The 25,939-nt window shown below is 57.5% G+C and carries 26 protein-coding genes and 1 tRNA gene; 16 read left to right on the top strand and 11 right to left on the bottom strand.

Annotated elements, in window-relative coordinates; translation table 11 throughout:
* The first annotated feature begins 2 nt into the window (after nucleotides 1–2).
* From nuoL to AC2FNC_RS04725, 6 genes are read left to right on the top strand one after another with little or no spacing between them, the layout of a single operon-like run.
* A complete protein-coding gene (gene nuoL, locus AC2FNC_RS04750; protein WP_496714734.1) occupies nucleotides 3–2,141 on the top strand; it encodes an NADH-quinone oxidoreductase subunit L in 2,139 nt (712 codons plus the stop codon).
* Complete coding sequence (locus tag AC2FNC_RS04745; protein WP_480516404.1) at nucleotides 2,141–3,685, top strand: NADH-quinone oxidoreductase subunit M; 1,545 nt, start codon at nucleotides 2,141–2,143, stop codon at nucleotides 3,683–3,685. The genes nuoL and AC2FNC_RS04745 overlap by 1 nt, the downstream gene beginning before the upstream one ends.
* 15 nt (nucleotides 3,686–3,700) lie before the next feature.
* Nucleotides 3,701–5,143, top strand: coding sequence for an NADH-quinone oxidoreductase subunit NuoN (gene nuoN, locus AC2FNC_RS04740; RefSeq protein ID WP_480476104.1), 1,443 nt, complete (start codon nucleotides 3,701–3,703; stop codon nucleotides 5,141–5,143).
* Between the two features lie 55 nt (nucleotides 5,144–5,198).
* Nucleotides 5,199–5,948 (top strand): biotin--[acetyl-CoA-carboxylase] ligase, encoded by a 750-nt coding sequence (locus AC2FNC_RS04735; RefSeq protein WP_480476106.1) that lies wholly within the window; start codon nucleotides 5,199–5,201, stop codon nucleotides 5,946–5,948.
* 11 nt (nucleotides 5,949–5,959) lie between these two features.
* Complete coding sequence (locus AC2FNC_RS04730; protein WP_480476108.1) at nucleotides 5,960–6,739, top strand: type III pantothenate kinase; 780 nt, start codon at nucleotides 5,960–5,962, stop codon at nucleotides 6,737–6,739.
* Nucleotides 6,736–8,403, top strand: coding sequence for a ribonuclease J (locus AC2FNC_RS04725; RefSeq protein WP_480516406.1), 1,668 nt, complete (start codon nucleotides 6,736–6,738; stop codon nucleotides 8,401–8,403). The genes AC2FNC_RS04730 and AC2FNC_RS04725 overlap by 4 nt, the downstream gene beginning before the upstream one ends.
* A gap of 10 nt (nucleotides 8,404–8,413) precedes the next feature.
* Here AC2FNC_RS04725 and AC2FNC_RS04720 read toward each other — a convergent pair whose 3' ends face one another.
* Both AC2FNC_RS04720 and AC2FNC_RS04715 read right to left on the bottom strand, forming a co-directional pair.
* A complete protein-coding gene (locus AC2FNC_RS04720; RefSeq protein ID WP_480516408.1) occupies nucleotides 8,414–9,115 on the bottom strand; it encodes an NUDIX hydrolase in 702 nt (233 codons plus the stop codon).
* A gap of 25 nt (nucleotides 9,116–9,140) precedes the next feature.
* Nucleotides 9,141–9,539, bottom strand: a complete 399-nt coding sequence (locus tag AC2FNC_RS04715; RefSeq protein ID WP_496714733.1) for a DUF983 domain-containing protein — start codon at nucleotides 9,537–9,539, stop codon at nucleotides 9,141–9,143.
* Nucleotides 9,540–9,758: 219 nt separating this feature from the next.
* Here AC2FNC_RS04715 and AC2FNC_RS04710 point away from each other — a divergent pair, with 219 nt between their 5' ends.
* The 4 genes from AC2FNC_RS04710 to AC2FNC_RS04695 are packed head-to-tail and all read left to right on the top strand — an operon-like array spanning nucleotide 9,759 to nucleotide 11,666.
* Nucleotides 9,759–10,229: an EF-hand domain-containing protein gene (locus AC2FNC_RS04710; RefSeq protein WP_496714732.1), complete on the top strand. Its 471-nt coding sequence runs from the start codon at nucleotides 9,759–9,761 to the stop codon at nucleotides 10,227–10,229.
* A 6-nt stretch (nucleotides 10,230–10,235) separates the two neighbouring features.
* Nucleotides 10,236–10,853: an RNA polymerase sigma factor gene (locus AC2FNC_RS04705; RefSeq protein WP_480516414.1), complete on the top strand. Its 618-nt coding sequence runs from the start codon at nucleotides 10,236–10,238 to the stop codon at nucleotides 10,851–10,853.
* Complete coding sequence (locus AC2FNC_RS04700) at nucleotides 10,843–11,196, top strand: hypothetical protein (protein ID WP_480604361.1); 354 nt, start codon at nucleotides 10,843–10,845, stop codon at nucleotides 11,194–11,196. Before AC2FNC_RS04705 ends, AC2FNC_RS04700 begins: the two co-directional genes overlap by 11 nt.
* The gene (locus AC2FNC_RS04695) at nucleotides 11,193–11,666 is read left to right on the top strand and encodes a periplasmic heavy metal sensor (RefSeq protein ID WP_480604359.1); all 474 of its coding nucleotides are present in this window, start codon (nucleotides 11,193–11,195) and stop codon (nucleotides 11,664–11,666) included. The genes AC2FNC_RS04700 and AC2FNC_RS04695 overlap by 4 nt, the downstream gene beginning before the upstream one ends.
* A gap of 5 nt (nucleotides 11,667–11,671) precedes the next feature.
* Here AC2FNC_RS04695 and AC2FNC_RS04690 read toward each other — a convergent pair whose 3' ends face one another.
* Entirely contained in the window at nucleotides 11,672–13,072 is a 1,401-nt protein-coding gene (locus AC2FNC_RS04690) for a diguanylate cyclase domain-containing protein (RefSeq protein ID WP_480476120.1), read from the bottom strand.
* Nucleotides 13,073–13,160: 88 nt separating this feature from the next.
* Between AC2FNC_RS04690 and AC2FNC_RS04685 the strand changes: the two genes are divergently transcribed.
* From AC2FNC_RS04685 to AC2FNC_RS04665, 5 genes are all read left to right on the top strand, one after another.
* On the top strand, nucleotides 13,161–13,445 hold the full coding sequence (locus AC2FNC_RS04685; RefSeq protein WP_480476122.1) for a DUF3572 domain-containing protein: 285 nt from the start codon (nucleotides 13,161–13,163) through the stop codon (nucleotides 13,443–13,445).
* 24 nt (nucleotides 13,446–13,469) lie between these two features.
* On the top strand, nucleotides 13,470–14,162 hold the full coding sequence (locus tag AC2FNC_RS04680; protein ID WP_480516416.1) for an HAD family hydrolase: 693 nt from the start codon (nucleotides 13,470–13,472) through the stop codon (nucleotides 14,160–14,162).
* Nucleotides 14,163–14,280: 118 nt separating this feature from the next.
* Nucleotides 14,281–15,840, top strand: coding sequence for a trimethylamine methyltransferase family protein (locus AC2FNC_RS04675; RefSeq protein ID WP_496714731.1), 1,560 nt, complete (start codon nucleotides 14,281–14,283; stop codon nucleotides 15,838–15,840).
* Between the two features lie 118 nt (nucleotides 15,841–15,958).
* Nucleotides 15,959–16,546, top strand: a complete 588-nt coding sequence (locus AC2FNC_RS04670; protein ID WP_480604353.1) for a heme NO-binding domain-containing protein — start codon at nucleotides 15,959–15,961, stop codon at nucleotides 16,544–16,546.
* On the top strand, nucleotides 16,543–17,535 hold the full coding sequence (locus AC2FNC_RS04665) for a diguanylate cyclase domain-containing protein (protein WP_496714730.1): 993 nt from the start codon (nucleotides 16,543–16,545) through the stop codon (nucleotides 17,533–17,535). Before AC2FNC_RS04670 ends, AC2FNC_RS04665 begins: the two co-directional genes overlap by 4 nt.
* Before the next feature lie 39 nt (nucleotides 17,536–17,574).
* On the opposite strand, the gene AC2FNC_RS04660 is transcribed toward AC2FNC_RS04665, so the two are convergent.
* From AC2FNC_RS04660 to AC2FNC_RS04625, 8 genes are all read right to left on the bottom strand, one after another.
* A complete protein-coding gene (locus AC2FNC_RS04660) occupies nucleotides 17,575–18,273 on the bottom strand; it encodes a CbiX/SirB N-terminal domain-containing protein (protein WP_496714729.1) in 699 nt (232 codons plus the stop codon).
* 61 nt (nucleotides 18,274–18,334) lie between these two features.
* Nucleotides 18,335–19,267 carry an AEC family transporter gene (locus tag AC2FNC_RS04655; RefSeq protein ID WP_496714728.1) on the bottom strand — a complete coding sequence of 311 codons (933 nt, stop codon included), beginning with the start codon at nucleotides 19,265–19,267 and terminating at the stop codon, nucleotides 18,335–18,337.
* Nucleotides 19,268–19,300: 33 nt separating this feature from the next.
* Nucleotides 19,301–20,119: an MBL fold metallo-hydrolase gene (locus AC2FNC_RS04650; protein WP_496714727.1), complete on the bottom strand. Its 819-nt coding sequence runs from the start codon at nucleotides 20,117–20,119 to the stop codon at nucleotides 19,301–19,303.
* A complete protein-coding gene (locus AC2FNC_RS04645) occupies nucleotides 20,116–20,922 on the bottom strand; it encodes a TatD family hydrolase (protein WP_496714726.1) in 807 nt (268 codons plus the stop codon). The genes AC2FNC_RS04650 and AC2FNC_RS04645 overlap by 4 nt, the downstream gene beginning before the upstream one ends.
* Nucleotides 20,919–22,040 carry a DNA polymerase III subunit delta' gene (locus AC2FNC_RS04640; protein WP_496714725.1) on the bottom strand — a complete coding sequence of 374 codons (1,122 nt, stop codon included), beginning with the start codon at nucleotides 22,038–22,040 and terminating at the stop codon, nucleotides 20,919–20,921. Before AC2FNC_RS04640 ends, AC2FNC_RS04645 begins: the two co-directional genes overlap by 4 nt.
* A gap of 3 nt (nucleotides 22,041–22,043) precedes the next feature.
* Nucleotides 22,044–22,670, bottom strand: coding sequence for a dTMP kinase (gene tmk / locus AC2FNC_RS04635; protein ID WP_480476142.1), 627 nt, complete (start codon nucleotides 22,668–22,670; stop codon nucleotides 22,044–22,046).
* The gene (locus tag AC2FNC_RS04630; protein WP_480476144.1) at nucleotides 22,667–23,833 is read right to left on the bottom strand and encodes a D-alanyl-D-alanine carboxypeptidase family protein; all 1,167 of its coding nucleotides are present in this window, start codon (nucleotides 23,831–23,833) and stop codon (nucleotides 22,667–22,669) included. Before AC2FNC_RS04630 ends, tmk begins: the two co-directional genes overlap by 4 nt.
* A 16-nt stretch (nucleotides 23,834–23,849) precedes the next feature.
* Nucleotides 23,850–25,130: an SPOR domain-containing protein gene (locus AC2FNC_RS04625; RefSeq protein ID WP_496714724.1), complete on the bottom strand. Its 1,281-nt coding sequence runs from the start codon at nucleotides 25,128–25,130 to the stop codon at nucleotides 23,850–23,852.
* A 202-nt stretch (nucleotides 25,131–25,332) separates the two neighbouring features.
* On the opposite strand from AC2FNC_RS04625, the gene AC2FNC_RS04620 reads away from it, so the two are divergent.
* Nucleotides 25,333–25,422, top strand: a tRNA-Ser gene (locus tag AC2FNC_RS04620).
* Nucleotides 25,423–25,939 lie beyond the last annotated feature (517 nt).

Raw genomic sequence — 25,939 nt, 5'->3', positions numbered from 1 at the left:
ACATGGAAACCACCATCCTCTTTGCCCCGCTGGTGGGCGCGCTGCTCTGCGGGTTCGGCTGGAAGTTCATTGGCGAGAAAGCGGCCATGTGGACCGCGACGGGCCTGCTGTTCCTGGCCTGTCTGCTGTCCTGGATCGTGTTCTTCACCTTCGACGGGCAAACGCAGCAGATCGAGATCATGCGCTGGATCGAAAGCGGCTCGCTTTCGACAAGCTGGGCCATCCGTCTGGACCGACTGACGGCGATCATGCTGATCGTGGTGACAACCGTTTCGGCGCTCGTGCACCTGTATTCCTTCGGCTACATGGATCACGATCCGCAATGGCGCGAAGGCGAAAGCTATAAGCCGCGTTTCTTTGCCTATTTGTCCTTCTTCACTTTCGCCATGCTGATGCTGGTGACGGCGGATAATCTGGTGCAGATGTTCTTTGGCTGGGAGGGCGTCGGCGTCGCCTCATACCTGCTGATCGGGTTCTATTATCGCAAGCCTTCGGCCAATGCGGCGGCAATCAAGGCCTTTGTGGTCAACCGGGTTGGCGACTTTGGTTTTGCTCTGGGCATCTTCGCGCTGTTCTTCCTGACCGACAGTATCAACTACTCGGATATCTTTGCCTCTGCTCCTGCGCTGGCAGAAGAGAAGCTGCATTTCCTGTGGGGGGAATGGACCGCGATCGAAGTGATCTGCGTTCTGCTCTTCATCGGTGCAATGGGTAAATCGGCGCAGTTGATCCTGCACACATGGTTGCCGGACGCGATGGAAGGCCCGACGCCTGTGTCAGCACTGATCCACGCTGCGACCATGGTGACCGCAGGCGTCTTTTTGGTCTGTCGCATGTCCCCGCTGATGGAGTTCGCACCGGGTGCGACAGGGTTCATCACTGTTCTTGGCGCCTCAACCGCGTTCTTCGCTGCTACTGTTGGTCTGGTTCAGACCGATATCAAACGTGTCATCGCGTATTCGACCTGTTCGCAGCTAGGCTACATGTTTGTGGCGGCGGGCGTGGGCATGTATTCGGCGGCGATGTTCCACCTGTTTACGCATGCCTTTTTCAAGGCGTTGTTGTTCCTTGGGGCCGGTTCCGTGATCCACGCGATGCATCACGAACAGGAGATGACCGAATATGGCGGTCTGCGGAAGAAGATCCCCTACACCTTCTGGGCGATGATGATCGGTACCCTGGCGATTACCGGTGTTGGTATCCCGCTGACCACCTTTGGTTTTGCCGGTTTCCTGTCAAAAGACGCAATTATCGAGAGCGCCTATGCGGGCGGATCAAGCTATGGCTTCTGGTTGTTGGTCGTCGCTGCCGCGTTCACCTCGTTCTACAGCTGGCGTCTGATCTTCCTGACCTTCTATGGCGAGCCGCGCGGCGACAAGCACACGCATGATCACGCACATGAAAGCCCGATGGTGATGTTGGTGCCGCTGGGTGTACTGTCGCTGGGTGCGGTATTCGCGGGCATGATTTGGTACGGAAACTTCTTTGGCCATGCGGATAAAGTCGGCAAATTCTACGGTATTCCGGTTGCAGAAGCCTCAGAGCATGCCGAGGCCAGTGATCACGCGGCGGCGGATGCGTCGCACGGCGAAGACAGCCATGCCGATGACAGCCATGCTGATGACGCCGCGCATGGTGAGAATGCCGCAGAGGGCGGGGACCACCATTATGTGTTTGCGGGCGAGCCGGGTGAAGGGGCGCTTTATATGGCGCCGGACAACCACATTCTGGACGATGCGCATGCGGCTCCGAAATGGGTCAAGGTTTCACCATTCGTTGCGATGGTGCTTGGCTTTATCGTGGCCTATTGGTTCTACATCGTGAACACGTCTCTGCCCGCACGTCTGGCAGCAAACCAGCGTCCGCTGTACCTGTTCCTGCTGAACAAATGGTATTTCGACGAAATCTACGACGCGATCTTTGTCAAACCCACTGTCGCCCTTGGCCGGTTCTTATGGAAACGCGGTGACGGCAACACGATTGACGGCTTCCTGAATGGGGTTGCTATGGGCGTGATTCCCTTCTTCACCCGCCTCGCAGGCAAGGCGCAGACCGGGTACATCTTTACTTACGCCTTCTGGATGGTTTTGGGCATTGCGGCCCTTGTCACCTGGATGTCGATCGGCGGAGGCGCACACTAATGGACAATATCCTATCTATTGTCACCTTTATCCCCGCCATCGCAGCAGGCATTCTGGCGCTGTTCCTGCACGGCAGCGACGTTGCAGCGCAGCGCAACGCCAAGTGGATTGCATTGCTGGCGACAACTGTGACGTTTCTGGTGTCAATTGGCATCTACACAGGCTTTGATCCTTCGAACACCGGTTTCCAGATGGTGGAAGAGGGTGAATGGCTGATGGGCCTGAAATACAAGATGGGTGTGGATGGAATCAGCGTTCTGTTCGTGCTGCTGACCACTTTCATCATGCCGCTGACCATTCTGGCCAGCTGGAATGTGACGGACCGCGTCAAAGAATACATGATTGCTTTCTTGCTGCTGGAAACGCTCATGCTGGGCGTGTTCATGGCGCTGGACCTGGTGCTGTTCTACCTGTTCTTCGAGGCGGGTCTGATCCCGATGTTCCTGATCATCGGTATCTGGGGCGGCAAGGATCGTATCTATGCCAGCTTCAAGTTCTTCCTTTACACCTTCCTTGGCTCGGTGCTGATGCTGGTGGCCATGGTCGCAATGTATGCTGACGCGGGCACCACGGATATCGAAGCGCTGATGGCCCATCAGTTCGCATCCGAGAGTTTCAGCGTGTTGGGCATCTATGTCACCGGCGGTATGCAAACGCTGATGTTCCTGGCCTTCTTCGCGTCTTTTGCGGTGAAAATGCCGATGTGGCCGGTGCACACCTGGTTGCCCGATGCGCACGTTCAAGCGCCGACGGCGGGCTCGGTCGTGCTGGCCGCGATCCTGTTGAAGATGGGCGGCTACGGCTTCCTGCGGTTCAGCCTGCCGATGTTCCCGGTTGGCTCGGCGGTGATGACTGATCTTGTGCTTTGGATGTCAGCTATAGCGGTTGTTTATACCTCGCTGGTGGCACTGGTGCAGGAAGACATGAAAAAGCTGATCGCGTATTCCTCGGTCGCGCATATGGGCTTTGTCACGATGGGCATCTTTGCAGCGAACCAGCAAGGCATTGACGGCGCGATTTTCCAGATGCTGAGCCACGGGTTCATCTCTGCCGCGCTCTTCCTCTGTGTCGGCGTGATCTATGACCGGATGCACACCCGCGATATCGAGGCTTATGGCGGTCTGGTCATCCGGATGCCCGCCTATGCGCTGGTCTTCATGCTGTTCACCATGGCCAATGTCGGACTGCCGGGCACCAGCGGGTTTATTGGTGAGTTCCTGACACTCATGGGTACATTCCAGGTTAACACCTGGGTGACTGCAGTTGCGGCGACCGGTGTGATCTTCTCGGCAGCCTACGCGCTGTGGCTCTACCGTCGCGTTGTCTTCGGGGATCTGATCAAGGAAAGCCTGAAGGCGATGACCGACATGAGCTCGCGCGAGCGGCTGATTTTTGCCCCGCTGATCGTGATGACGATCCTTCTGGGCGTTTACCCGTCACTGGTGACCGATGTGATCGGCCAATCGACGACGGCACTCATTTCGAACTATGACACGGCTCTGGCCGCGGCTAAGGCTGCGACCCAGACTGCCGCTTCGCATTAAGGGAGCTTTGGAGACATGATCCAGGCTGATCTGACAATTATCCTGCCGGAAATCGTTCTGGCGATCTATGCGATGGTGGCTCTGTTGGGGGCTGTCTACACCTCGAAAGACGGGCTGGCTTCGGTTCTGGTCTGGACCACGGCGGGCCTGATGGCGGTTCTGGCGATCTGGATCGCTACCCAGGGCAGTGGCACCAACGTAGCCTTCAATGGCATGTTCGTGGATGACGGGTTCGCGCGTTTTGCCAAAGTTGCCATCCTTTTGTCGGCAGGTGCCGTGCTGGTGATGAGCCAGGAATACATGGCGCGCCGGGGTCTGCTGCGCTTTGAATATCCGTTGCTGGTGGCCCTTGCAGCCGTCGGTATGATGATGATGGTGAGCGCGGGCGATCTGATGTCTCTTTACATGGGACTCGAGCTGCAATCCCTTGCGCTGTATGTTGTTGCCGCGCTGCGTCGTGACAGCGCGAAATCAACCGAAGCAGGGCTGAAATACTTTGTTCTGGGCGCTCTCAGTTCAGGTCTGCTGCTGTATGGTGCTTCGCTGGTTTACGGGTTCACAGGCACGACACTGTTCTCGGGCATTATTCAGACGGTCCATCATGGGGATGTCTCGGTTGGTCTGTTGTTTGGCCTGATCTTCCTGATTTCGGGTCTGGCATTCAAGGTTTCGGCTGTTCCGTTCCATATGTGGACACCGGATGTCTATGAAGGGTCGCCGACGCCAATTACGGCCTTCTTTGCCACCGCCCCGAAAGTCGCGGCAATGGCCTTGTTTGCACGCCTGCTGCATGACGCCTTCGGAGGTGTGGTCAAAGACTGGCAGCAAGTGATCGTTTTGCTGTCGGTGCTGTCGATGCTGCTGGGGGCGGTTGCCGCAATTGGTCAGCGCGACATCAAGCGACTGATGGCGTTCTCGTCGATTGCCCATATGGGCTATGCGCTGATCGGTCTGGCGGCAGGCACCGAGTTGGGTATTCAGGCGATGCTGATGTATCTGGCGATTTACGTGACCATGAACATCGGCACGTTTGCGTTTATCCTGATGATGGAACGCGACGGCAAACCCGTCACTGACATTGATGCGCTGCGCCAGTATTCCAAACGTGATCCGGGCAAGGCCCTTGCTGTTCTGATCCTGATGTTCTCGCTTGCCGGTGTGCCACCGATGCTGGGTTTCTTTGCGAAGTTTGGTGTTTGGCGGGCTGGTGTAAGTGCCGATTTGACCGGCCTTGTTGTAGTTTCAGCCATCGCATCGGTAATTGGCGCCTTCTATTACCTGCGGATTGTGTTCTACATGTATTTCGGGGCCGAGAACGAAGACCCGATTGAAACGCGGTCGACACCCGTTCTGTGGGTCGCCCTGATGGGGTCCGCGGCGCTGATGCTGATCGGGGTCTTCTATCAGTTTGGGATCGAGGGCGCGGCAGCGGCTGCGGCGGCAACTCTTGTCAACTGAACGTTTTGCACAATCTGAAAGAGGGGGCTCGGTCGCGTGACCGGGCCTTTTTGATATGACCAAGTGGCCACAAGGCTATGGCCTGCACGAGGTGCAGGAAGTTGATAGCACACTCAACGAAGCTGCGCGGATTGCCCCCAATGCCCGTGGTCCTGTGTGGATCATGGCGCATCATCAGACGGCTGCGCGTGGGCGACGCGGACGGTCATGGGCCAACCCTATGGGCAACCTTGCCGCGACCCTTTTGATGCGCCCTGAAGGTGCTCCAGAACAGGCGGCTCTGCGCAGTTTTGTTGCGGCACTGGCTCTGTTTGACGCTTGTGTCTCTGTGACGGGGCGTGCGGCGGGGCTGTCGTTGAAATGGCCCAATGACGTACTACTGAACGGTGGCAAGCTTGCTGGTATTTTGCTGGAAAGCGCCGGGCAGGGGCGTGGTGTGGCGTATCTGTCCATCGGTATTGGTGTGAATCTGGCCAACGCCCCAGACGCCGACGCGGTGGAACCGGGCGCGGTCCGACCTGTCTCTCTTTTGTCGGAAACCGGTGCAAACGTCACGCCCGAGGATTTTCTGACCGAGCTTGCTTCAGCCTATGCCAAATATGAAACTCAGTTTGTTACCTACGGGTTCGAACCCATTCGCACCGCGTGGCTGTCCCGTGCTGCCCGGCTGGGCGAGGTTATTACGGCCCGTACCGGCACGTCTGAGACGGTTGGGACCTTCGAAACGGTAGACGCAGGCGGTAACCTTGTCTTAAACACCGCCAAAGGCCGCGTGAGCATTCCTGCGGCGGATGTCTATTTCTGAAAGGGGCGCAAATGCTTCTGGCCATTGATTGCGGCAATACCAATACAGTCTTCTCGATCTGGAACGGTCAGGAATTTCTGTGCACCCTGCGCACCTCGACCCATCATGCACGCACGGCGGACGCCTATTTCACTTGGTATTCGACGCTGGTGAAACATTACGGGATCGAGGCGAATATCTCGGATGTCATCATTGCGTCGACCGTGCCGCGCGTGGTGTTCAACCTGCGCATCTTTGCCGATCGCTTTTTTGGGTGCAGGCCGCTGGTGGTAGGTAGGCCGGATTGCCTGTTGCCCGTGCCGCCGCGCGTGGATCAGGGGACTGTGCCGGGCCCGGATCGACTGGCCAATGCAGTTGGTGCATTTGACCGTCATGGCGGCAATGTCGTTGTGGTGGACTTTGGTACCGCAACAAATTTCGACGTTGTCGCCGCGGACGGTGCCTATGTTGGGGGCGTCATCGCTCCGGGTGTGAATCTCAGCCTTGAGGCTTTGCATCAGGGCGCAGCCGCACTGCCGCATATCGACATCACGCGTCCCGAGAAGGTGATCGGTACGAATACGGTTGGTTGTATCCAGTCAGGCGTGTATTGGGGGTATTCCGGCCTGATCGAGGGGCTGATCGCGCGGATCAAGGCCGAATATGGAATGCCGATGAAAGTCGTGGGAACCGGAGGGTTGGCCCCCTTGTTCGATCAGGCCGACGTGGGGTTCGACGTAATCGAAGATGATTTGACGATGCACGGCTTGACCGTGATTCATCGCTATAACAAGGATAATGGCTCGATATGAGCAGTGAAAGATTGATCTACCTGCCGCTGGGTGGCGCGGGCGAAATTGGTATGAATGCCTACGTGTACGGATATGGCCAGCCCGGGCAGGAACGCCTGATCCTGGTGGATCTGGGTGTCACCTTTCCCGATATGGACACAACACCGGGCGTCGACCTGATCTATGCGGATATTTCTTGGTTGAAAGAACGGGCCGACCGGCTGGATGGCGTTTTCATCACCCATGCACATGAAGACCATGTCGGCGCCGTGGCTCATTGCTATGAGGCACTGGGAGCTCCGATTTATGCCCGGGCTTTCACGGCCAATATCGCGCGTCGCAAGATGGAAGAATACGCGCACCCGACCGATGCGGTGACAACCGTGTCCTCTTGGCCCGAAACGATCTCAGTCGGACCGTTTACGGTGGGCTTCCTTCCGGTTTCACATTCGATCCCGGAAAGTGCTGCTTTGGTCATCGACACGCCCGCAGGGCGCGTGGTGCACTCGGGTGATTTCAAGCTAGATGCAAACCCAGTCGTGGGCGAAGCCTTTGATCCCGACCTGTGGGCCGAGATTGCCAAGCCGGGCGTCAAAGCGTTGGTTTGCGACAGCACGAATGTTTTCTCGGCGCATCCGGGCCGTTCGGAATCCGAGGTCGGGCCAGAGATTACAAAGCTAGTCGAAAACGCCGAGGGTATGGTTGTGGCAACCACCTTCGCGTCGAACGTGGCACGGGTCAAAACACTAGCCGAGGCGGGCGCGCGAGCGGGGCGTTCGGTTGTGTTGCTAGGGCGCGCAATGCGGCGGATGATCGAAGCTGCGACCGAAACCGGTATCCTGTCGGACTTCCCCAAGGTGATCAGCGCGGAAGAAGCGTTGGATCTGCCGCGCCAGAACCTGATGCTGATCGTGACTGGCAGCCAGGGCGAACGCCGTGCGGCAAGCGCGCAACTGGCCCGTGGCAAGTACCGTGGTCTGGAACTGTCCGAAGGCGACCTGTTCTTGTTTTCGTCGAAAACCATTCCCGGAAACGAACGTGGCGTGATTTTCATCATGAACCAGCTCAGTGAAAAGGGCGTGGATGTGGTGGATGACAGCTCGGGCCTCTATCACGTCTCTGGCCATGCGAACCGACCTGATCTTGAGAAGGTGCACGCGCTGATCGATCCGCAAATTGTGATCCCAATGCATGGAGAGCACCGGCACCTGCGCGAGCATGTCAAACTGGCTGAGCAGGGCGGCAGAACGGGTGTGCTGGCCGTAAACGGCACCATGCTGGACCTCAGCGGCAATGCACCCGTGGTGGTCGACTATGTCGAATCCGGGCGTACCTATCTGGACGGTACGGTGAAAATCGGTGCGTTGGACGGCGTGGTACGGGACCGTATTCGCATGGCTCTGAACGGCCATGTTACTGTGACGGTTGTTCTGGATGAAGAAGACGAGCCGCTGGGCGAACCGTGGTGCGACACGATGGGCCTGCCCGAGGTCGGAACGTCCCGCGCCGGATTGGTCGAAGTGTTGGAAGAAGACCTGAACCAGTTCCTAATGCGGGCGGCGGCCAAGACCCTACGAGATGACGACAAGCTGGAAGACGAAATGCGCCGGATCGTGCGTCAGACGGCAAAAGCGGAAATCGGCAAAAAACCCGAAGTGACGGTGGTTGTCAGCCGGATGCGGTGAAACTGATTGGTCAGTCGTGCTCGGGCATCGGATAGCCTCTGAGCCGCAGGAACAGATTGGCTTCTTCGTTGTTCTGATAGAACGGAACCGATACTGGCGGCTCGGGTGAGGTCACCCGGGCTGCGACCTCGGCCAGAACAACCTCGGTGATAAACGGCAGATCCAGTTCACGCGCCCGATCCAGTTCCACCCATTGCAGATGCGACAGCTCGTCCGAGGCATGGCTGAAATCATCCAGATCGCCCTGCAGCGCATCGGCATCGACCAGAAAAAACCGCGCATCGAAGCGGCGGGGGCGGCCGGGCGGTGTGACTGCGCGAAAAACAAATTGCAGCGCAGCTGCCGACGGCACGTAACCCATGGCGGAAAAGCTCTGCCAGTCGTCAGGAACGCTGCCCGGCCAGTGTCCTGTCTGGCCAAGGACAAGTCCTGTCTCCTCCCAAAGCTCGCGAATTGCTGCGGCGGCAAGGGCGTGTTGTTTTCCGGATTCCGCCTGTTCCGCCAACCGCTCAAAACACAGGTCAGGCAGTGCGGTCGCAAGCGGTACATCTGCATCCGCCGGATCGACAGCTCCACCGGGGAACACGAATTTGTTGGGCATGAACACGGCCTTGGACCCACGTTGCCCCATCAGGATCGACGGATTGGTCCACCTGTTTCGCAGCACGATGACGGTTGCGGCATCGCGGATGGCGGTCTTGTCGGTCGTCATGCGGAAAACAATCGCTTCTTCCGGCTCATGAAACGTTGCCAAAACCGTGCATACGACGCGCCCACTGATAAGCGACCACAGCGCCTTTCAGACGGGGGAGCAAAAACAGCGACAGTGCAACGCAAGCAATGGAAAACCCGATGGCCATCACCCATGGGTCCGGGCGCCAGTTCACATACGAGACGTGCAGGGCCGGGGCCAACAGGTGCCCGACCAGCAGGATCGTCAGATAAGCTGGGCCATCATCGGCGCGATGGAGAAACAGTTCCTGCCCACAGTTCGAGCAGGTGTCATTCACCTTCAGGTAGCTGTGCAACAGCTTGCCTTCACCGCAATTTGGGCACTTGCACCGAAACCCTTTGACCAATGCAGGCCAGGTTTCTCGCTCGTTCTGGGTTGTGGTGTCGATCGTCTGATCCGTCATAATATAACTCGCGCAGTAATCTTTGGCGGATAATGCGCCTGAACGGGTGGTTTTTAAAGGGGGGTGCGTCGCTTTGCAACGCACCTCAGGTGAACCACGTCGTGAAATACCGCGCTGGTTCAAAAAAAGTTGCTGGCACCGCGACGGAATTCCCTGCCTCGCGCGTTTGAATGGTTATGAGCAGCGGCACTCAGGCCGCGTCAACAAGGGAAAACCGAAATGAAAAATGCAAAGTTCATCACGGCGATTGTCCTGTCGGGTGTTGCAATCACCGGCACGTCCGTTCTGGCGGCTGGTCCGGGTGGTCGTGAGCCAGTGTCCTTTCAGGAATTGGATGCCAATGGCGATGGTCAAGTGACGCAGCAGGAGATGGAAGCACATTACACCGAGCGTTTCTCAGCCGCGGATACCGATGGGGACGGCCAGTTCAGCCTAGAGGAGATGCAGGCTGCTGCTCAGAAAAAAGCAAACGACCGGGTCGCCAAAATGTTCGAAAACAACGATGCGAACAATGACGGGTTCCTAAGCCAGGACGAGTTGCCGAAACCGCGCCGGGGTGACAAGATGTTTGACCGGATGGATGCAGATAACAGTGGTGGAATATCGGAACAGGAATTTGCCGATGCCAAAGACCGGATGGGACGGCACCATAAGAAAAAGAACCATAAGTCAGGTGCAATCGACAACTGAAGCAGGGTGGAGGACCTGACCTCCCACCTACACGATGTTCGCGGTGCGGATTGCACCGCGAGCTCTCTCAGCGACGATGTGTTGCTGAGCCAATTCGCTGATGGTGACGCACAGGCTGCGCGGGTTTTAACCGATCGCCTTGGGCCGCTTTGTTATTCCGTTGCGTTGCGTATGTTGGGCAATCGGGCCGAGGCAGAAGACGTAACGCAGGAGGCGATGATGCGGTTGTGGCAGATGGCGCCGGATTGGGTGCCGGGTCAGGCCAAAGTTTCGACATGGCTGTATCGCGTAACGCTGAACCTGTGTGTGGACATCCGGCGCAGGAAGGCCCCCGGCAGGTTGTCGGATATTCCTGAGCCGGAAGATGGCAAAGCCAGCGTGGCCGACCGACTGCAGGATGAAGCCCGCGTGGACGCGTTGCAGCTTGCCCTGGCGGAGCTGCCAGAAAGGCAGAAGCAGGCTGTGGTTCTGCGCCACATCGAAGAGTTGCCCAACACTGAAATTGCCGGGATCATGGGAATTTCAGTGGAAGCGGTTGAAAGCTTGACCGCGCGGGGCAAACGAAGTCTGACCGCGATACTGGCCGGGCGACGTGAAGAACTGGGGTATGACGATGACGGATGAAAACCTGGAACTGGATCATTTGTTTGCGCAGGCTCGGCAGAGCCGACCGGCGCTGCCCGACGATCTGGCCGTGCGCATCCAGACAGATGCTGAAAAACTCCGTCTTAGTCGCCTAGGGCCTGAACCTCGACCTCAATCTTCGATCTGGCATCGAATGATGGACAACGTTGGTGGCTGGCAGGGGGTGGGCGGCTTGATCGCCGCCAGTGCGGCGGGGCTCTGGATCGGCTTTTCCGCGCCGGGGTTCCTGCCCGACCCTGCTAATCTGCTGACCTCGCAAGAGACGGCTCTTTTTGTGGCTGACCTTGGATATGACACGAGTTTTCTGGAGAGCACAGAATGAACGCTGCCCCTAAACCGAAACGCCGGTGGATGACAGTATTGCTGGTCTTGTCATTGGCTCTGAACCTGTTGGTTGTCGGTGTTGCAGTCGGAACTGTGCTGCGCCTGAAGGATGGAGATCACACCGAGGCACCGCCGGGATTCGGCCCGGCGCTATATCGCTCTTTGCCGAAAGATGATCGAAAAGCGATGCGAGGGGAACTGTCTGCGCTACGCGAAAAAGACCTAAGGGGGCGCAGACAGGACTTTGAAGCCTTGAGCCTGGCACTGCGCACAGTGCCCTTCGAACCAGTCGCCGTTGAAGTGTTGTTGCAGAAACAGTCGCAGGCAACGGCAGAACTGCAACTAGCCTTGCAGACACGATGGCTGGCTCGCGTCACCGCCATGAGCGACGCAGAGCGGCAGTCTTATGCGGACAGGTTGCAAAAGATCGTCGAACGCGGGCCGCATGGACACAAGAAAAAGGATTGACGGGTTCAGGCGGCGCTTTGCCTGATACTCACCTGATTGCGCCCCGCTTTTTTTGCTGCGTAAAGGGCTTTATCGGCGGCTTTCAGGATATCTTCTACAGGAACGGGCGTGCGTTCTTTTCCCGGCTGACCCGATTGCGGCATCTCCAGCCCAATGCTGATCGTGACGTTAACCTGTAAACCTTGGTCCGATAGCAGGAACGGGGCGCGACAAATGCTGTCGCAGATGGTCTCAGCCAGTTTTCTGGCTTGCTTTTGTGACACATCGGGCACCGCGAACATGAACTCTTCACCGCCGATACGGGCGACAAAACCTTTGGATCCTAGTGCGCTTTGCATGCGTTTTGCGGCCAGCGTCAGAACACAATCACCGGCGCCGTGGCCATGGCAGTCATTGATGGCCTTGAAATGGTCCAGATCCGCCAGCATGACGGCAAAGCCACACCCGGTACGGGCAGACTGGCGCACGATCTGATCCAATGCCCGCATGGCGTAACGACGATTGTGCAACCCGGTCAGCGGATCAATCCAGGACTCGGCGATCCCTTTTCTCAATGATACGCGCAAATGATCAAGCCGCGCCTTGCGCGCAATCTGATTGTTCAGCCGCAACAGGATCTCTTGCGCGCAGAACCCCCCCAGGCACACGGCGTCTGCTCCTCTGTCCAGCGCTTCTGAGGCCTGCACGGCATCGTAGTCTTGCAAGACGCCAATCAGGACAGTGTTCCGGGTTGCTGCCCGTGACCTGAGATCTGCAAGGATATTCAGCGCGGACGGGTGCGAGCTCAGTTCGACCACAATCGCGTCCGGTATCGGTCCGGACAAAACGCCCTGCAAGTTCGATTGAAGGTGCCAGGACAGATCGAAATGGTGCTGGCCTTGCAAGGCCTTGTGCCAAAGGGCACCGGTTCGGACAGTATTGGTCAAGATATCAACCCGGGCCGCGTTCGGGGGGGTGATCATGACAGGGGCGGGTTCCCCAAATCCAATAGGTTGTGATCCGTTGCTGACCTGCAAATCTTGAGTAACTGCGCGCGCACGCAAAAGGCTGCGAATGCGTGCCAGCAGCAACGTATCTTTGAAAGGATGCGTCAACACATCGTCCAGCCCGTCTTTCAGGGCACGCAGGCGCGCGTTTTTGTCATTCTGTGCTGCAAGTACGACAACGGGCACGTCATCCAGGCCAGATACTTCGGTAAGGGCTTTCTTGACATCTGCGGCTGTTCCGTCGGGCAATGTCTGTGCCGTCAGTACAAGGTCCGGCTGAACGCGACGCGCAAGGGCTTGTAGCCCTTCAAGTTTTCCACCCTGTACCACGTGATACCAGGCAGCGGTCAGTTGAACCTTCAGCATTATGCGGTTGGTTGATACCCCGTCGAGGACAAGGATGGTGCCTTGCACAGACATAGTCGTTCACCGTTGATTGCATGCGTGAACAAATTGTTTATGAGTCTGGTTAACAAACTCTTTCCATCACCTGATCCGAGCACTGTTTATGTCCATTTCGCCCGATTCAGCCGAGACTCTTGCTCTGACGGCCTTGGGTTGGCTGGTCAGCAATGACGAGCTTTTGCCTGTCTTTCTTGGCTCGACAGGTGCTTCGATCGGGGATGTTCGCAATCGGGCCGGTGACCGGGACTTTCTGGCTTCGGTTCTCGATTTTCTAGTGCTTGACGATTCGTGGGTCATGGCGTTTTGTGACGCCAACTCGATCGCCTATGATCACCCTGCCCAAGCGCGGGCGGTTCTGTCAGGCGGTGGCGATGTACACTGGACCTGAACACCTTTTCCGCAGGAGCACGCGATGCCAATAGAAGCAATCGTCTTCGACAAGGATGGCACTTTGTTCGATTTTGCCAAAACCTGGGGAACCTTCGGGCGGTCGTTGCTGATGCGTCTGACAAAGGGGGATGTAGACCGGGCTGTGGAACTCGGCAGCATCATCGGATTTGACTTCGAGCAAGAGCGGTATTCCACGGATAGCATTGTGATAGCCGCAACAGTCGAAGAAATCGCCGAGGTGCTTATTGCGCATGTTGACGATGTGACATTGCAGGAAGTTGTAGACATGATGAATGCCGAGGCCGCAGCGGCTCCTCAATCCCCTGCCGTGCCGTTGGGTCCATTCCTGAAAGGGTTGCAGCAATCCGGGATCAAACTGGGCCTTGCGACAAATGACAGCGAGCATCCGGCTTTGCAGCATCTGGAATCTGCGGGAATACGCGAACACTTCGATTTTGTCGCCGGGTATGACAGTGGTCATGGGTTCAAACCCGGGCCAGGTCAGTTGCTGGCCTTTGCCGCACAGGTCGGGGTCGAGCCGTCGCGCATTGCAATGGTGGGGGACAGTGTTCATGACCTGCAAGCGGGGCGCGCAGCCGGGATGATCACCATTGGCGTTTTGACCGGATTGGCTGAAGCAGATGCGCTGGCACCGATGGCGGATGTGGTCCTTCCGGATATCGGTCACATTCCAGCGTGGCTGGCCGAAAAATGATGTGTTGATCCAGAAAATCGACGAACAATTATAGAAAACCGACAAGCTCTGTCGCAGATGGAGCGGCCAGAAACGCGTCTTCGGGTCTTGCTTGTACCAAGCCAGAACGGAGGCAACCATGGCCGAAACCAACACACGCAAACGCCGCGGCGGAGGACGCGCAGGTGCGGCAGCGCGCAGGGGTAGCGCGGTGATTGACCAGATGCCGTGGGACCCACCCATCAATATAGATCGCCCGACTGAACCGCTGGATCAGGCCGGGATCGAAGCGATCCATGAAGGGGCCATGCGTATTCTGGAAGAGATCGGGATCGAATTCTACAACGAAGAGGCAATCGGCATCCTGCGCGAAGCGGGGTGCACGATCAATGGTGACAACGTCCGCATGGGGCGCGATTTTGTCATGGAGATGATCGCCAAGGCGCCCAGCCAGTTTTCCATTACCCCCCGAAATGTTGACCACAGGATCGAGATAGGTGGAAAGAACATTCTGTTTGGCAACGTTTCGTCGCCGCCCAATTACTGGGACATGGAAATCGGAAAGAAAGTGCCGGGCAATCGCGAGATGTGCCAGAATCTTCTGAAACTGACGCAGTACTTCAACTGTATTCACTTCGCTGGCGGATATCCTGTAGAACCCGTCGATATTCATGCCAGTGTCCGGCATCTGGATGTGCTGTATGACAAGCTGACCCTGACCGACAAGGCGATGCACGCTTATTCGTTGGGTAAGGAACGTGTTGAAGATGTGATGGAGATGGTGCGCATCGCGGGCGGTCTCAGCCACGAGGAATTCGAGGCCTCGCCACGGATGTACACCAACATCAACTCGACCTCGCCGTTGAAGCATGACCATCCGATGATAGATGGTTGCCTGAGATTGGCGCGGCGCGGGCAGGCGATTGTCGTAACCCCCTTTACGCTGGCGGGGGCAATGGCACCAGTAACGATGGCGGGTGCGGTTGCACAGTCCCTGGCCGAAGCCTTGTGCGCCATCGCTCTGTTCCAATATGTGCGCCCTGGTATCCCCTGTGTAATCGGAACTTTCACATCCAATGTGGACATGAAATCAGGCGCGCCCGCTTTTGGGACGCCGGAATACATGCGCTCGACACAGATGACCGGGCAGATGGCGCGATATTATGGGCTGCCGCTGCGTTCATCCGGTGTGTGTGCGGCCAATGTGCCAGACGGGCAATCCGTGTGGGAAACCTCGAACTCGCTCTGGGCGGCCGTACAGTCGGGCACCAACATGGTGTACCACGCCGCCGGTTGGCTGGAGGGCGGCCTGATCGCCAGCCCGGAAAAATTCATCATGGATTGCGAGGTTTTGCAGCAAATTCAGCGCTATATGAACCCTAATCTGACCGCGACCGGGCCGGATGAGATTGCTTTGGATGCAATTCGAGCGGTTGGCAATGACGGTCACTTTTTTGGCATCCAGCATACACAGGATCGCTACAGCACGGCCTTCTACCAGCCCTTCCTGAGTGACTGGAAGAACTATGAAGGCTGGGAGGCCGCCGGAGGCATCTGGACGGCTGAGCGTGCGCATCACATGTTCAAAGAGATCATCTCGAGCTTTGAAGCCCCTCCGATGGACGATGGTATTCGCGAGGAACTGGCCGAGTTCGTCGAACGCCGCAAGGCCGAAGGCGGCGCGCCGACGGACTTCTGACAAGGTGGGTAGTGTCGTCTTGATACTCCGCTGCATTCACAGCAACTCGGGGCGAATTTTGGCTATTTGTTAAGGTTTCTCAGACCACAGTGCCAAGGACACCAATCTGAGGCATCCGATGCATGGTCTGATCAATCGGGCGATACAGTCCTTTGTCGGCGCGACCTACGGGCAATCCTGCTGGGTTCGCGTGACCGAAGGTGCGCGGCTTGGGTTTGTCGAGTTTGAAGCCATGCTCATCTATGACGATGACATGACGACCCGGTTGCTCGAGGCCCTGAGTATTGACCTCAACCGACCACAGGCGGAAATCCTTGAAGATCTAGGAACATATCTGGTGTCCCATCCGAACATGGAAGGGCTGCGCCGACTGCTCAGGTTTGGGGGTGTCACCTATGTCGAGTTTCTTCATTCCCTAGATGATCTTGCGGATCGTGTGAGACTGGCTGTCTCTGATCTGACTTTGCCTGCGCTTGAGTTGAGAGAGCTTTCAGCCACGGAATACCAGTTGTGCTGCCTTCCGGACTTACCGGGATTTTCCAGTGTTATGGTCGGGGTCCTACGAGCGATGGCCGATGATTATGGTGCGCTGGTGATGCTGTCGCATGAGGGTCGTCAGGAGTTTTGTGAAATCATTTCAATCATTTTGGTCGAAAGCGCCTTTGCCGAGGGGCGCCATTTTGATCTGGGGGCTCGGAACAGATGACGCATACCCAAGAACTGGCCGAACTTCTGGAAACGCTTTGCCCGATGTTCATGTTGGTGGACCGCAGCGGATGCATTCAACAAGCGGGCCCGACATTGCAAAAGTTGCGGCCCGAATTGCCTTTGGTCGGGCTGGGGGTTCTGGACATGTTCGAGCTGATCCGCCCCAGAACAGTCACCACCCTTCCCGCATTGATGTCGATGGCCGGTGCCAAACTGCATCTGAGATTTCGCGATGAACCACGTACGACCCTGAAAGGCCTGGTCGCACCCTTGCCCGAGACGGGCGGTGCAGTCATCAATCTGTCATTCGGTATTTCGATTTTGGATGCGGTTCGGGATTACGCCCTGACGAGCGCAGATTTTTCCGGCACCGACCTGGCGATCGAGCTGTTGTATCTGGTCGAAGCCAAATCTGCCGCGATGGAAGCGTCCCGTTCACTTAATCTCAGGCTTCAGGGGGCAATGCTAGCCGCGGAAGAGCAGGCATATACCGATACATTGACAGGATTGAAGAACCGCCGCGCGATGGATCATTTGCTGGGGCATCTGATCCTGACAAATTCTACATTCGCCCTTATGCATCTGGATTTGGACTTCTTCAAATCCGTGAATGATCGGCTGGGCCATGCTGCCGGGGATTACGTCCTGCAACAGGCGGCCCGCATCATGCTTGAAGAGACGCGTGGAGACGATACGGTCGCGCGGGTCGGCGGGGATGAGTTTGTCATTATTTTCAAAGGTCTGACGCGGGAAGAAACCCTGGAGTCCATCGCCGGGCGCCTGATCGCGAGGTTGAATGAACCCATAATGTTTCAGGACCAACCGTGCTGTATCTCTGCAAGTATCGGAACGGCCTTGTCCACCCAGTTCAAGGTTCCCAAAGCCGCCGACATCCTTCACGCCGCCGACGTCGCCCTTTATCAGGCCAAGCGAGATGGCCGGTCCTGCCACCGCCTGTATTCCACTCTGATCAAAGCGCAAACCTGAGTTTTGCCTGTTTCCGGGGCAAAGAACTCAAGCGAATTTTTACGCGAGCTGAACGGCCTTCGTTACCTGCTTGGCAATCTGGTGCCGGATGGGTGGCAGTTCCCCAACCACTGGCAGCAGGACGCCTTCGAAGCCTGCTTGGCTCAATCCTGCGGGCACGTCGTCTACTGCGTGCCCCCCGGTGCAGGCAAAGAACGGAAGGCACAGCGCCTGAGCCCCCATGCCAGTCGCGGCTTCGGAAATGGATGGCGGTTCTTCAACAAACCCAACGCGGACAGATTTGAAAGCCAGCATTTCTTGAAGCTGCGATGCGAAACCCAGAGCCACGGCCGACGGGTTTCGGCTACGCCCCGACCCATGTGCGGCAATGACCAGATCGGTCGACGCAGTTGCCCAATTCCTTTGGGACAACTCGGATTGCAGGGCGTGCGCGGTCAATGCCGGTAGCTCTGGGTCAACACCCAATGGGTCTAGAATGCGCGCTTTGTGATCCCCTAATCGCTTGGGTAGTGCGCTGGTGACAAACCATCCGTTTGCCATGAAAAGCGGATAGATGACCGTGTTTTCCGGCAGGCTGTTCAGTTTAACCTCGAACGCGCCGGGCGCGGCCAGAGTTGCAGCATGCACCGTTACATGCTCGGTCAGGGCGCCGACCGTAGCCGCGAATGCAGCCAAAGCAGCCTCAGCCGGTTCTGGATCGGACGGCTGGCCATGTGCGACGATGATGGCATGTGGCATTTGGATCTCCTGACACGATATGCGTTACGTGCCTCTGTGCGAACTGAAGTCAACACTACTGTTAGCCCAGAACCGTTAGCCAAAGCCAGACAGTCAGGATGGATGTGGCTGTCCCAATGAGAACAGAAGAAGCTGCGACCCGCTTGGCGCGGCCATACATATTGGCAAAGATATAGGCGTTAAACCCGGGCGCCATGGCTGCGTTCAACACCCCCGAGCGGAAAAGGTCCTGCGGCAGCCCCGTGGACTTGCCGAATATCCACACTAGGCTGGGATGTAGCATCAGCGAGATTGCGCAAACAAAGGCGATAGTTCGCAGATCGCCTTCGGGTTTGTATTTGACCAGTACCCCGCCCAGTGCAAACAGGGCGCCGGGCAGGGCGGCCCGAGTGATAAGACCAAGGGCTTCGTCCACCACAGCTGGGATGGTCAAACCGGACAGATTGACCACGAACCCCAGTGCAATACCAAGGATCAGCGCGTTCTTGAACATTGCAGACAGAACAGAACGTGCCATGCGCGCGCCACCGTTTCCGCGATTGCGGACAACCTCCATCACCGTGATCCCAACGCCGTAACAAAACGGGGAATGGAAGGCGATAATCGCATAGTTGCCTGTCAGGTTCTCAAGACCATAAGCGCGTTCGGTAATCGGCAATCCAAGCAGAACCGAGTTTGAGAAAAGGCAACAAAACCCGATTGCCACGCAGTCTTCCCATTCGCGGTTGAAAATGATGCGCGCACCAAAAAGACCCGTGGTGAAACACAAGGCAGCGGCGGAATAGAAGCTGGCTAAAAGCCGGGGATCGAAACTGGCACTGAGGTCCAGATGCGCGATTGCCAGAAACAACAGGCATGGGATCGCGAACCCTTGCGTAAATCTCATCAGCCCGTCGACATGGTTTTCTTTGAAATAACCTGTTCGTGTTGCCGTGTAACCGGCACCGATCACAAGAAAGACAGGAAGAATGACGTCAATCAGGCTTTGCAGCATTTGGCCCCCATGCAGCTGCCAAGCTGCGTTATCTTATGCAAAAGGAACAGGGGTCTGAAACGCGTGATGTATCACCATCCCGTCATAGGCGGGGGTGATATTGTCCGGAGTTTCTGCATCGACGGTCGCATAGTCCAGATCGATATGCATATTGGTCAGTATCGCCTGTTTTGGTTGCAGCTTCCCAATCCATTCCAGCGTTTTTTCCAGATGTGCATGTGTGGGATGAGGGCTTCGGCGCAGGGCGTCGATAATGAGATAATCCAACCCTTCCATTTCAGGCCATGCGTGGTCGTAAATTTCGGCAACATCCGGCAAATAGGCGAGCTGCCCCATACGAAAGCCCAGAGAATCAATCGAGCCGTGGTTCACCTTGAATGGACGAAACGGAATGGAACCGCCGGGTCCGTTGATTTCGAACGGCCCTTCGATGGACTTGAGGTCGAGGATCGGAGGATAGGGTGACCCTTCGGGTTGAATGAAGGCGTATCCAAACCGCCCCAGCAGGGCGTTCTGAGTATCACCATCAGCCCAGACCGGAACACGGGTTTTCATGTTGAACACGATCATGCGCAGGTCGTCGATTCCATGGACATGATCCGCGTGAGAATGTGTATAGACCACACCATCAAGCCGCCCGGTGCCCGTGTCCAGCAACTGGCTGCGCATGTCCGGGGTCGTATCAATCAACACGGAGGTTGTGCCGCCTGGACCGTCACGCTCGACAAGCAGGGAACAGCGTCGGCGAATGTTCCTGGGGTTTGCAGGGTCGCAATCACCCCAGTGACCACCCAACCGGGGTACGCCGCCTGACGATCCGCAGCCCAGAATGGTAAATCTCAATTCGGTCATGCAGCGGCCCTGTACGTTGCCGCCTTGCTGAACAGCCGGTCAAAGTTCGCCTGAGTTTGGGCGGCAAAAGCCGGATACTCCAGCCCGAACAGCTCGGCCCCTTTTCGGGCTGTATGTGCGGTATAGGCCGGTTCGTTTCGCTTGCCACGATAAGGGGGCGGTGCCAGATAGGGCGCGTCAGTTTCCACCAGAATGCGATCCACTGGCGCGCTTGCGAAAATGTCGCGCAACTCCTGGCTTTTGGGAAAGGCCGCAATGCCGGACATGGACAGATAAAACCCCAGATCCAGCGCGGCTTTGGCCAACTCGGCCGAGGACGAGAAACAGTGCATCACGCAGGAATAGGGCGCGTTGCGATACTCTTCGGCCAAAATTTGGGCCATATCGTCGTCTGCGGCGCGGGCATGAATGATCAAAGGCAACCCTGTGCACTGGGCGGCTTCGATATGAATGCGCAGCGACTGCTTCTGAAGCTCTGCTCTGTCGGCTGTATAGTGGTAATCCAGACCGGATTCGCCGATGCCCACAAATTTCGGGTGCTGTGCCAGTGCAACCAGTTCATCGACCGAGACCATAGGCTCGTCTGCGGCACTCATCGGGTGGGTCCCTGCGGCGTAGAATACCGGCGCATGGGCTTCGGCAATCGCACGGACCGCGGGTTCATTGCGCAGCTTGGTGCAAATCGTCACCATCCGGGTCACGCCAGCCTCGGCTGCGCGCGAAATGATGTCGCTCAACTGACCGTCAAAATCCGGGAAGTCCAGATGGCAATGACTGTCGGTGATCTGGGGGGTGTCGCTCATCTGACCTGGCCGGCGGTTTCCTGTATCTTGAACACCGTATCTAGGACCAGAGCGGCAGGGTCAAGGTTCACCGCCTGACCATGTCGCGCGCGGGCTGTGATTGTCGCGGCGACTTCGGCCCATCGACGAGCCTGATCCGTAGAATTCGACAATCTGGCCAGCGTTTCAGCTTCGTTCGGGGCGGCTTCGGGGGACGGTGGTGCGCCGGTTGCCCCGGTCAGGGCCAGCCGAGACAAGGCGACATCGATCAGTGTCAGCAGCAGATCAAAGCGCTCGGCCGCGCCGCGTTGTGCTGCAGCCTCGGCCAGGGCCAGTGCGCGCTGCCGGTCCAGACGGGGCAGGGTGCCCAGAATGGCAATCAGTTCGGCATAGATTTCAAGTCCGCCCAGATTGATCAGGCGAACCGCGTCCCCGACCGAGCCAGCGGCCAATGCGGCGAGATATTCGGGGTGCGCCGGTAAGGTCGTCCCGGTTTGCGACAGCGCGTCCTGCATATCCCCAGCGCTCAGGGGCCCCAGACGTAGGGTACGGCAACGAGAGCGGATGGTTGGCAGCAAGCGTGAGGGTTGGTGCGACACCAGCAAAAGGACTGTACGCGCCGGAGGTTCTTCCAGCATTTTCAGCAACGCGTTAGCGGCGCTGACATTCATCTCATCCGCGGAATCCACGATTACGACCCGGTGCCCGCCATCGGCAGAGGACAGGCCAAAGAACTTTCCCAGTTTTCGGATGTCGTCCACAACGATTTCGTTGCGCAGCCGCCCCTGATCATTCAGTGACCTAGCTATCGCGGCCAATCCCGGCTCGGCCCCGGCCAGTATGCGACGTGACACCGGGTGGTTGGGATCAATGTCGAGAGTCCCTGGCGGTGGCGGCGCGCCAAACAGCCCACCGTCGTTTGCCAAAGGTGTTGCCAGCAAGAACCGCGCAATCCGCCAAGACAACGTCGCCTTGCCGACGCCACGCGGCCCGGTCAGCAACCAGCCGTGGTGCAGCCGGTCCGAGTTGAAGGCGGTCAGAAACGCCTGTTCTGCCGCATCCTGACCAAAAAGCTGGGCGGTCTCGCGGGGATGCGGCGCACCAGGCACCTGATCCGGAGAGGGGATTTCGTCATTCATCGTCTATCGCAATGCAGCCTGGACGATTTCTGTCACATCCTGTGCAACGCTGTCCATGTCCCGGTTGCCGTCCACAACGCGGAAACGGTCGGAAAACTCACGGGCCAGCGCCAGAAAGCCCGCCCGCATTTTCTTTTGCAGGTCCGGGCCGAAATCTTCGAACCGTTCTTCCGCGCCTTGCCGCCCTTTGGCGCGGGACAGGCCGGTATCGGGGTCCATGTCGATCAGCAGCGTCAAGTCAGGCTCGCGCTTGATCATCAGGCTGTGCAGCTGATCAACAAGGCCGCGCAGATCTCCCCGCGATAGGCCCTGATACATGCGTGTGCTGTCGGCAAAACGGTCGCAGATCACGACTTGCCCTGCGGCCAGCGCGGGTTCGATCGTACGTTCCAGATGGTCGCGGCGGGCGGCCGTGAACAGCAGAATTTCCGTTTCTGCCGACCAGCGGTCGGGATCACCTTCCAACACCAGACTACGAATTTCTTCCGCGCCAGGCGAGCCGCCCGGTTCACGCGTCAAAACGACCTCATGACCTTGCGCGCGCAGTTGATCTGCCAGCATCCGCGCCTGAGTTGACTTGCCTGATCCGTCAATGCCTTCGAAAGTCAGAAATAACCCAGCCCTGGTCACATCGACTCCAGCGGGTTATTGATCACGTCTTTCAGAACAATGCCACCAACGGTCAGCATACGAACGACAAATCCACCAATTGCAACGTCTTCCGCTGCCACCAGCGGACGTCTTATTTCCGGCAATCCTTCAGGCTTGATGACAAGCTCGGCCAGTTGCTGGCCTTTTTTGACCGGCGCATTGATGGGACCCTGATAGACCACTTCGGCCTTGACGTTCTGTGTGCCCAGAACTGGAAACAGAACCGTCAGATCGCCGTCAGGTACAAGACCTACGGTCTTTTTCTCGCCCATCCACAGCTTGGCTTCAGCTATCGGCGTTTCCGCGTTGGCAACTGTCCTCTCGACAAAATTTCGAAACGACCAGTTAACCACGGCCTCAGCCTCCTCTGCCCGTTGGCCGGTGCTGTCCAGCCCGCTGAGGACGAAGATGACACGGCGGTCGCCCTGTTTGGCGGAGCCGACGAGGCCGTATCCGGCCTCCTGCGTGTGGCCGGTTTTAAGGCCATCCGCGCCGATGCTCAGTTTCAGCAACGGATTGCGGTTACGGGCATTCGATGGCGCACGGCCATCGAATTCGAATTCCTCTTCTGAAAACAGGGGGTAATATTCGGGGAAGTCGGTAATCAGCCTGTCGGCCAGAACCGCCAGATCGTGAACCGACATCATATGTCCGGCGGCAGGCCAACCGTTCGAGTTCGCGAAATTCGAGTTGTTCATACCGATCTGCTTGGCGCGTTGGGTCATGTATCGGGAAAACCCGGCCTCTGTCCCGTCGGGGCTCAGCGCCTCGGCGAGCACCACGCAAGCGTCATTGCCTGACAGAACGATGATGCCGCGCAGCAGGTCCTCGACCCGAACCCGGTCCTGCGTGTTCAGAAACATGGTCGAGCCGCCATAGCTCATCGCGTGTTCAGACACGGGCAGGGTTTCGTCCAGCGTCAGTCTTCCGTCACGCAGCGCTTCGAAAGCAACATACAGCGTCATGAGCTTGGACATGGATGCAGGCGGCAAGGGTTGATCAGCGTCTTTTGCTAAAAGCACCGTACCGGTGGTCTGATCGATCACATATGCCGCGCGGGCGGATGTATCAAAAGCCTGAGCCGGGATTGCCAGCACGGCAAGCCCAAAGGCCAGAACAGAAACTCGCAATGAGGATAGCATGTTATGCCTCCCTGTATCAGTCGGACACGGTGAACGCATCTTTGAAACCAAGATCCTTTACATCTTTTTGAATGGCTTTGCGTTCGGCCCGGGTTGTGGCAGGGCCAACCAGGACCCGCCATACTGTTTTGTTTTCGGTTTTCAGTTCCCGCACAACAGTCGACATGCCATTCCGGCGCACTTTCTCAGCAGCGGCATTGGCATTTGCTTCGACGCTGAATGTCCCGATCTGCACGAATGGTTTGCTCAGCGGAGACGCAGCGCCTGTTGCTGCTGCCGCGGCCGGAATCGCTTCGGTCGCGTCAATCGCGGCTGCCGCGCCTTCGATGGGGTCCAGCGGCGTTTCGGTGATTTCAGTGGGATCTTTCTTTTGCCACCACTTCCGTTTCGCGGGTTTTTCAGCGGGGGCTTCGACAGGCGCATCCGACAACGCCGGTGCAGCTGCGGCTACCGCTACATCCGCGGCCACATCAACACTGTCCGTCGCGACATCCGCCGCAGCCACGGTGGCTCCCGCAGCCGCCGCTGCTGGCTCTTGTTTCTGCCACCACTTCCGCTTGGCGGGTTTTTCTTCAGCGGGCTCTGTCGGATCCTCAGTGGATGATCCCGCATCGGTGGTTGTTCCCGTACCTTCGGTTGCTTCATTGGCAGAACTTGCCGCTTCCGCCGCAACCACTGCTGTACCAGCTGCTGCCGCTGGCGCCTTCTTTTGCCACCATTTCGGCTTGGCCGGTTTTTCGCTATCTGCCGCGGATGGATCGTCGGTGGTCGCGGCGTCCGACACCGCAGCCGTATCCGCCGCCTCGTCTTCCGGTTTGGGCGCGTCCTCTGGTGGTGATTCCTTTGCAACTTCACGGCGCAGAGCGACAACACTGACCTTTGTCGGCGCGCCCGCCAGCATTCCGAGCTGTTCCGCAGCCGCAGATGACACCTGAAGTGCCGGGCCGGGCAGGTTGCGTTCACGTCGGAACAGGGCCCCTGTTACGGACTTGTTGTTTGTAGTGTTCGTAATCACGACACGCTCGGGCTGTGAAACATCCGGGTACGCGACCCAGATCCCGCCCAGCGAGGGTCTGCCATCCCAAAGCCCCGCTTCGGTGACCTGAAAAACCTCGGGAGCTTCAACGTCACGCTGCGAACCCGATGCCGCCTCGGGAAGGAGTTCGGTTTTGTTTGAGTTTTCTTCAGGTTTTTCAGACTCTTGAAGAATGTCCTCACACCCGCTCAGAACTGTCAAAGTCAACGCCAGATACGCCAACCGTTTTGGTCCCGGGCGTGTCATGATCGCTCGCTTCATCTGCTTATCCCTTGCCTGAAGGGGTCTCGTTCTCGGAACCCCGCTGCCGGTCTGCTGGTTCTGCTTGCCAGCCTGTTTCGGTCTATTTCGGGGATCATAACGCGGCTGAAGAGTCATGGAAAGACCGCTGCGCGGGCTTCGGCAAGAAATCCCGATTTCGACTTGCCTCTGGCAGAACTTGCGCTTAGACCCTGCCTTCGACGGGGAGGTGGCAGAGTGGTCGAATGCGGCGGTCTTGAAAACCGTTGGGCGTGAGAGCGTCCCCAGGGTTCGAATCCCTGTCTCCCCGCCACCCATACCCGTCTCACTTCAGTTGTGTTTTCTGACCCGGAATTGTGCCGCAATTTCCGCGAGTTGGCGCGTGCGCTTTCAATCAGAGACGGAGCAGACTGTACATTCAGAGCGCAATTCCGGCCGCAGTCTCAGTGCCGCATTTTGGCGGGGTCGCTTTGGGCTGGATTTCCCTGATACCCGGCAATTTACAGGGAATTTTCGTGAAACGGGTCTGAGTTCGGTCATTTCTCCTGTCAGAACTGCATGTTTTTCAGAGGTTTATGTTGCAAATTCCCTAAAAAGCGGAACAGGGAATTTTCTCGCGGGAACAGGGAATTGTTCCGGCGGATCAGGGAGGGCGGACCCTGTATCAGGGACGCAGGATCTGAAGCTATCAAAAGCCGAACTGGCGTTCCTGTTCGGACTATTTTGTTGAAAAACTCGGGCTTGATCGGTTGGTAAGTTGCTGATTCAATTCTTCCTAAAGGGAGGGATCAGCCATGATGGGACCGAGACAGGAAGCGCAAGCGTCGCTG

It is taken from the genome of Ruegeria sp. BHSA123 (genome assembly GCF_059613425.1).
This window is presented reverse-complemented; position numbering and strand designations above follow the sequence as displayed.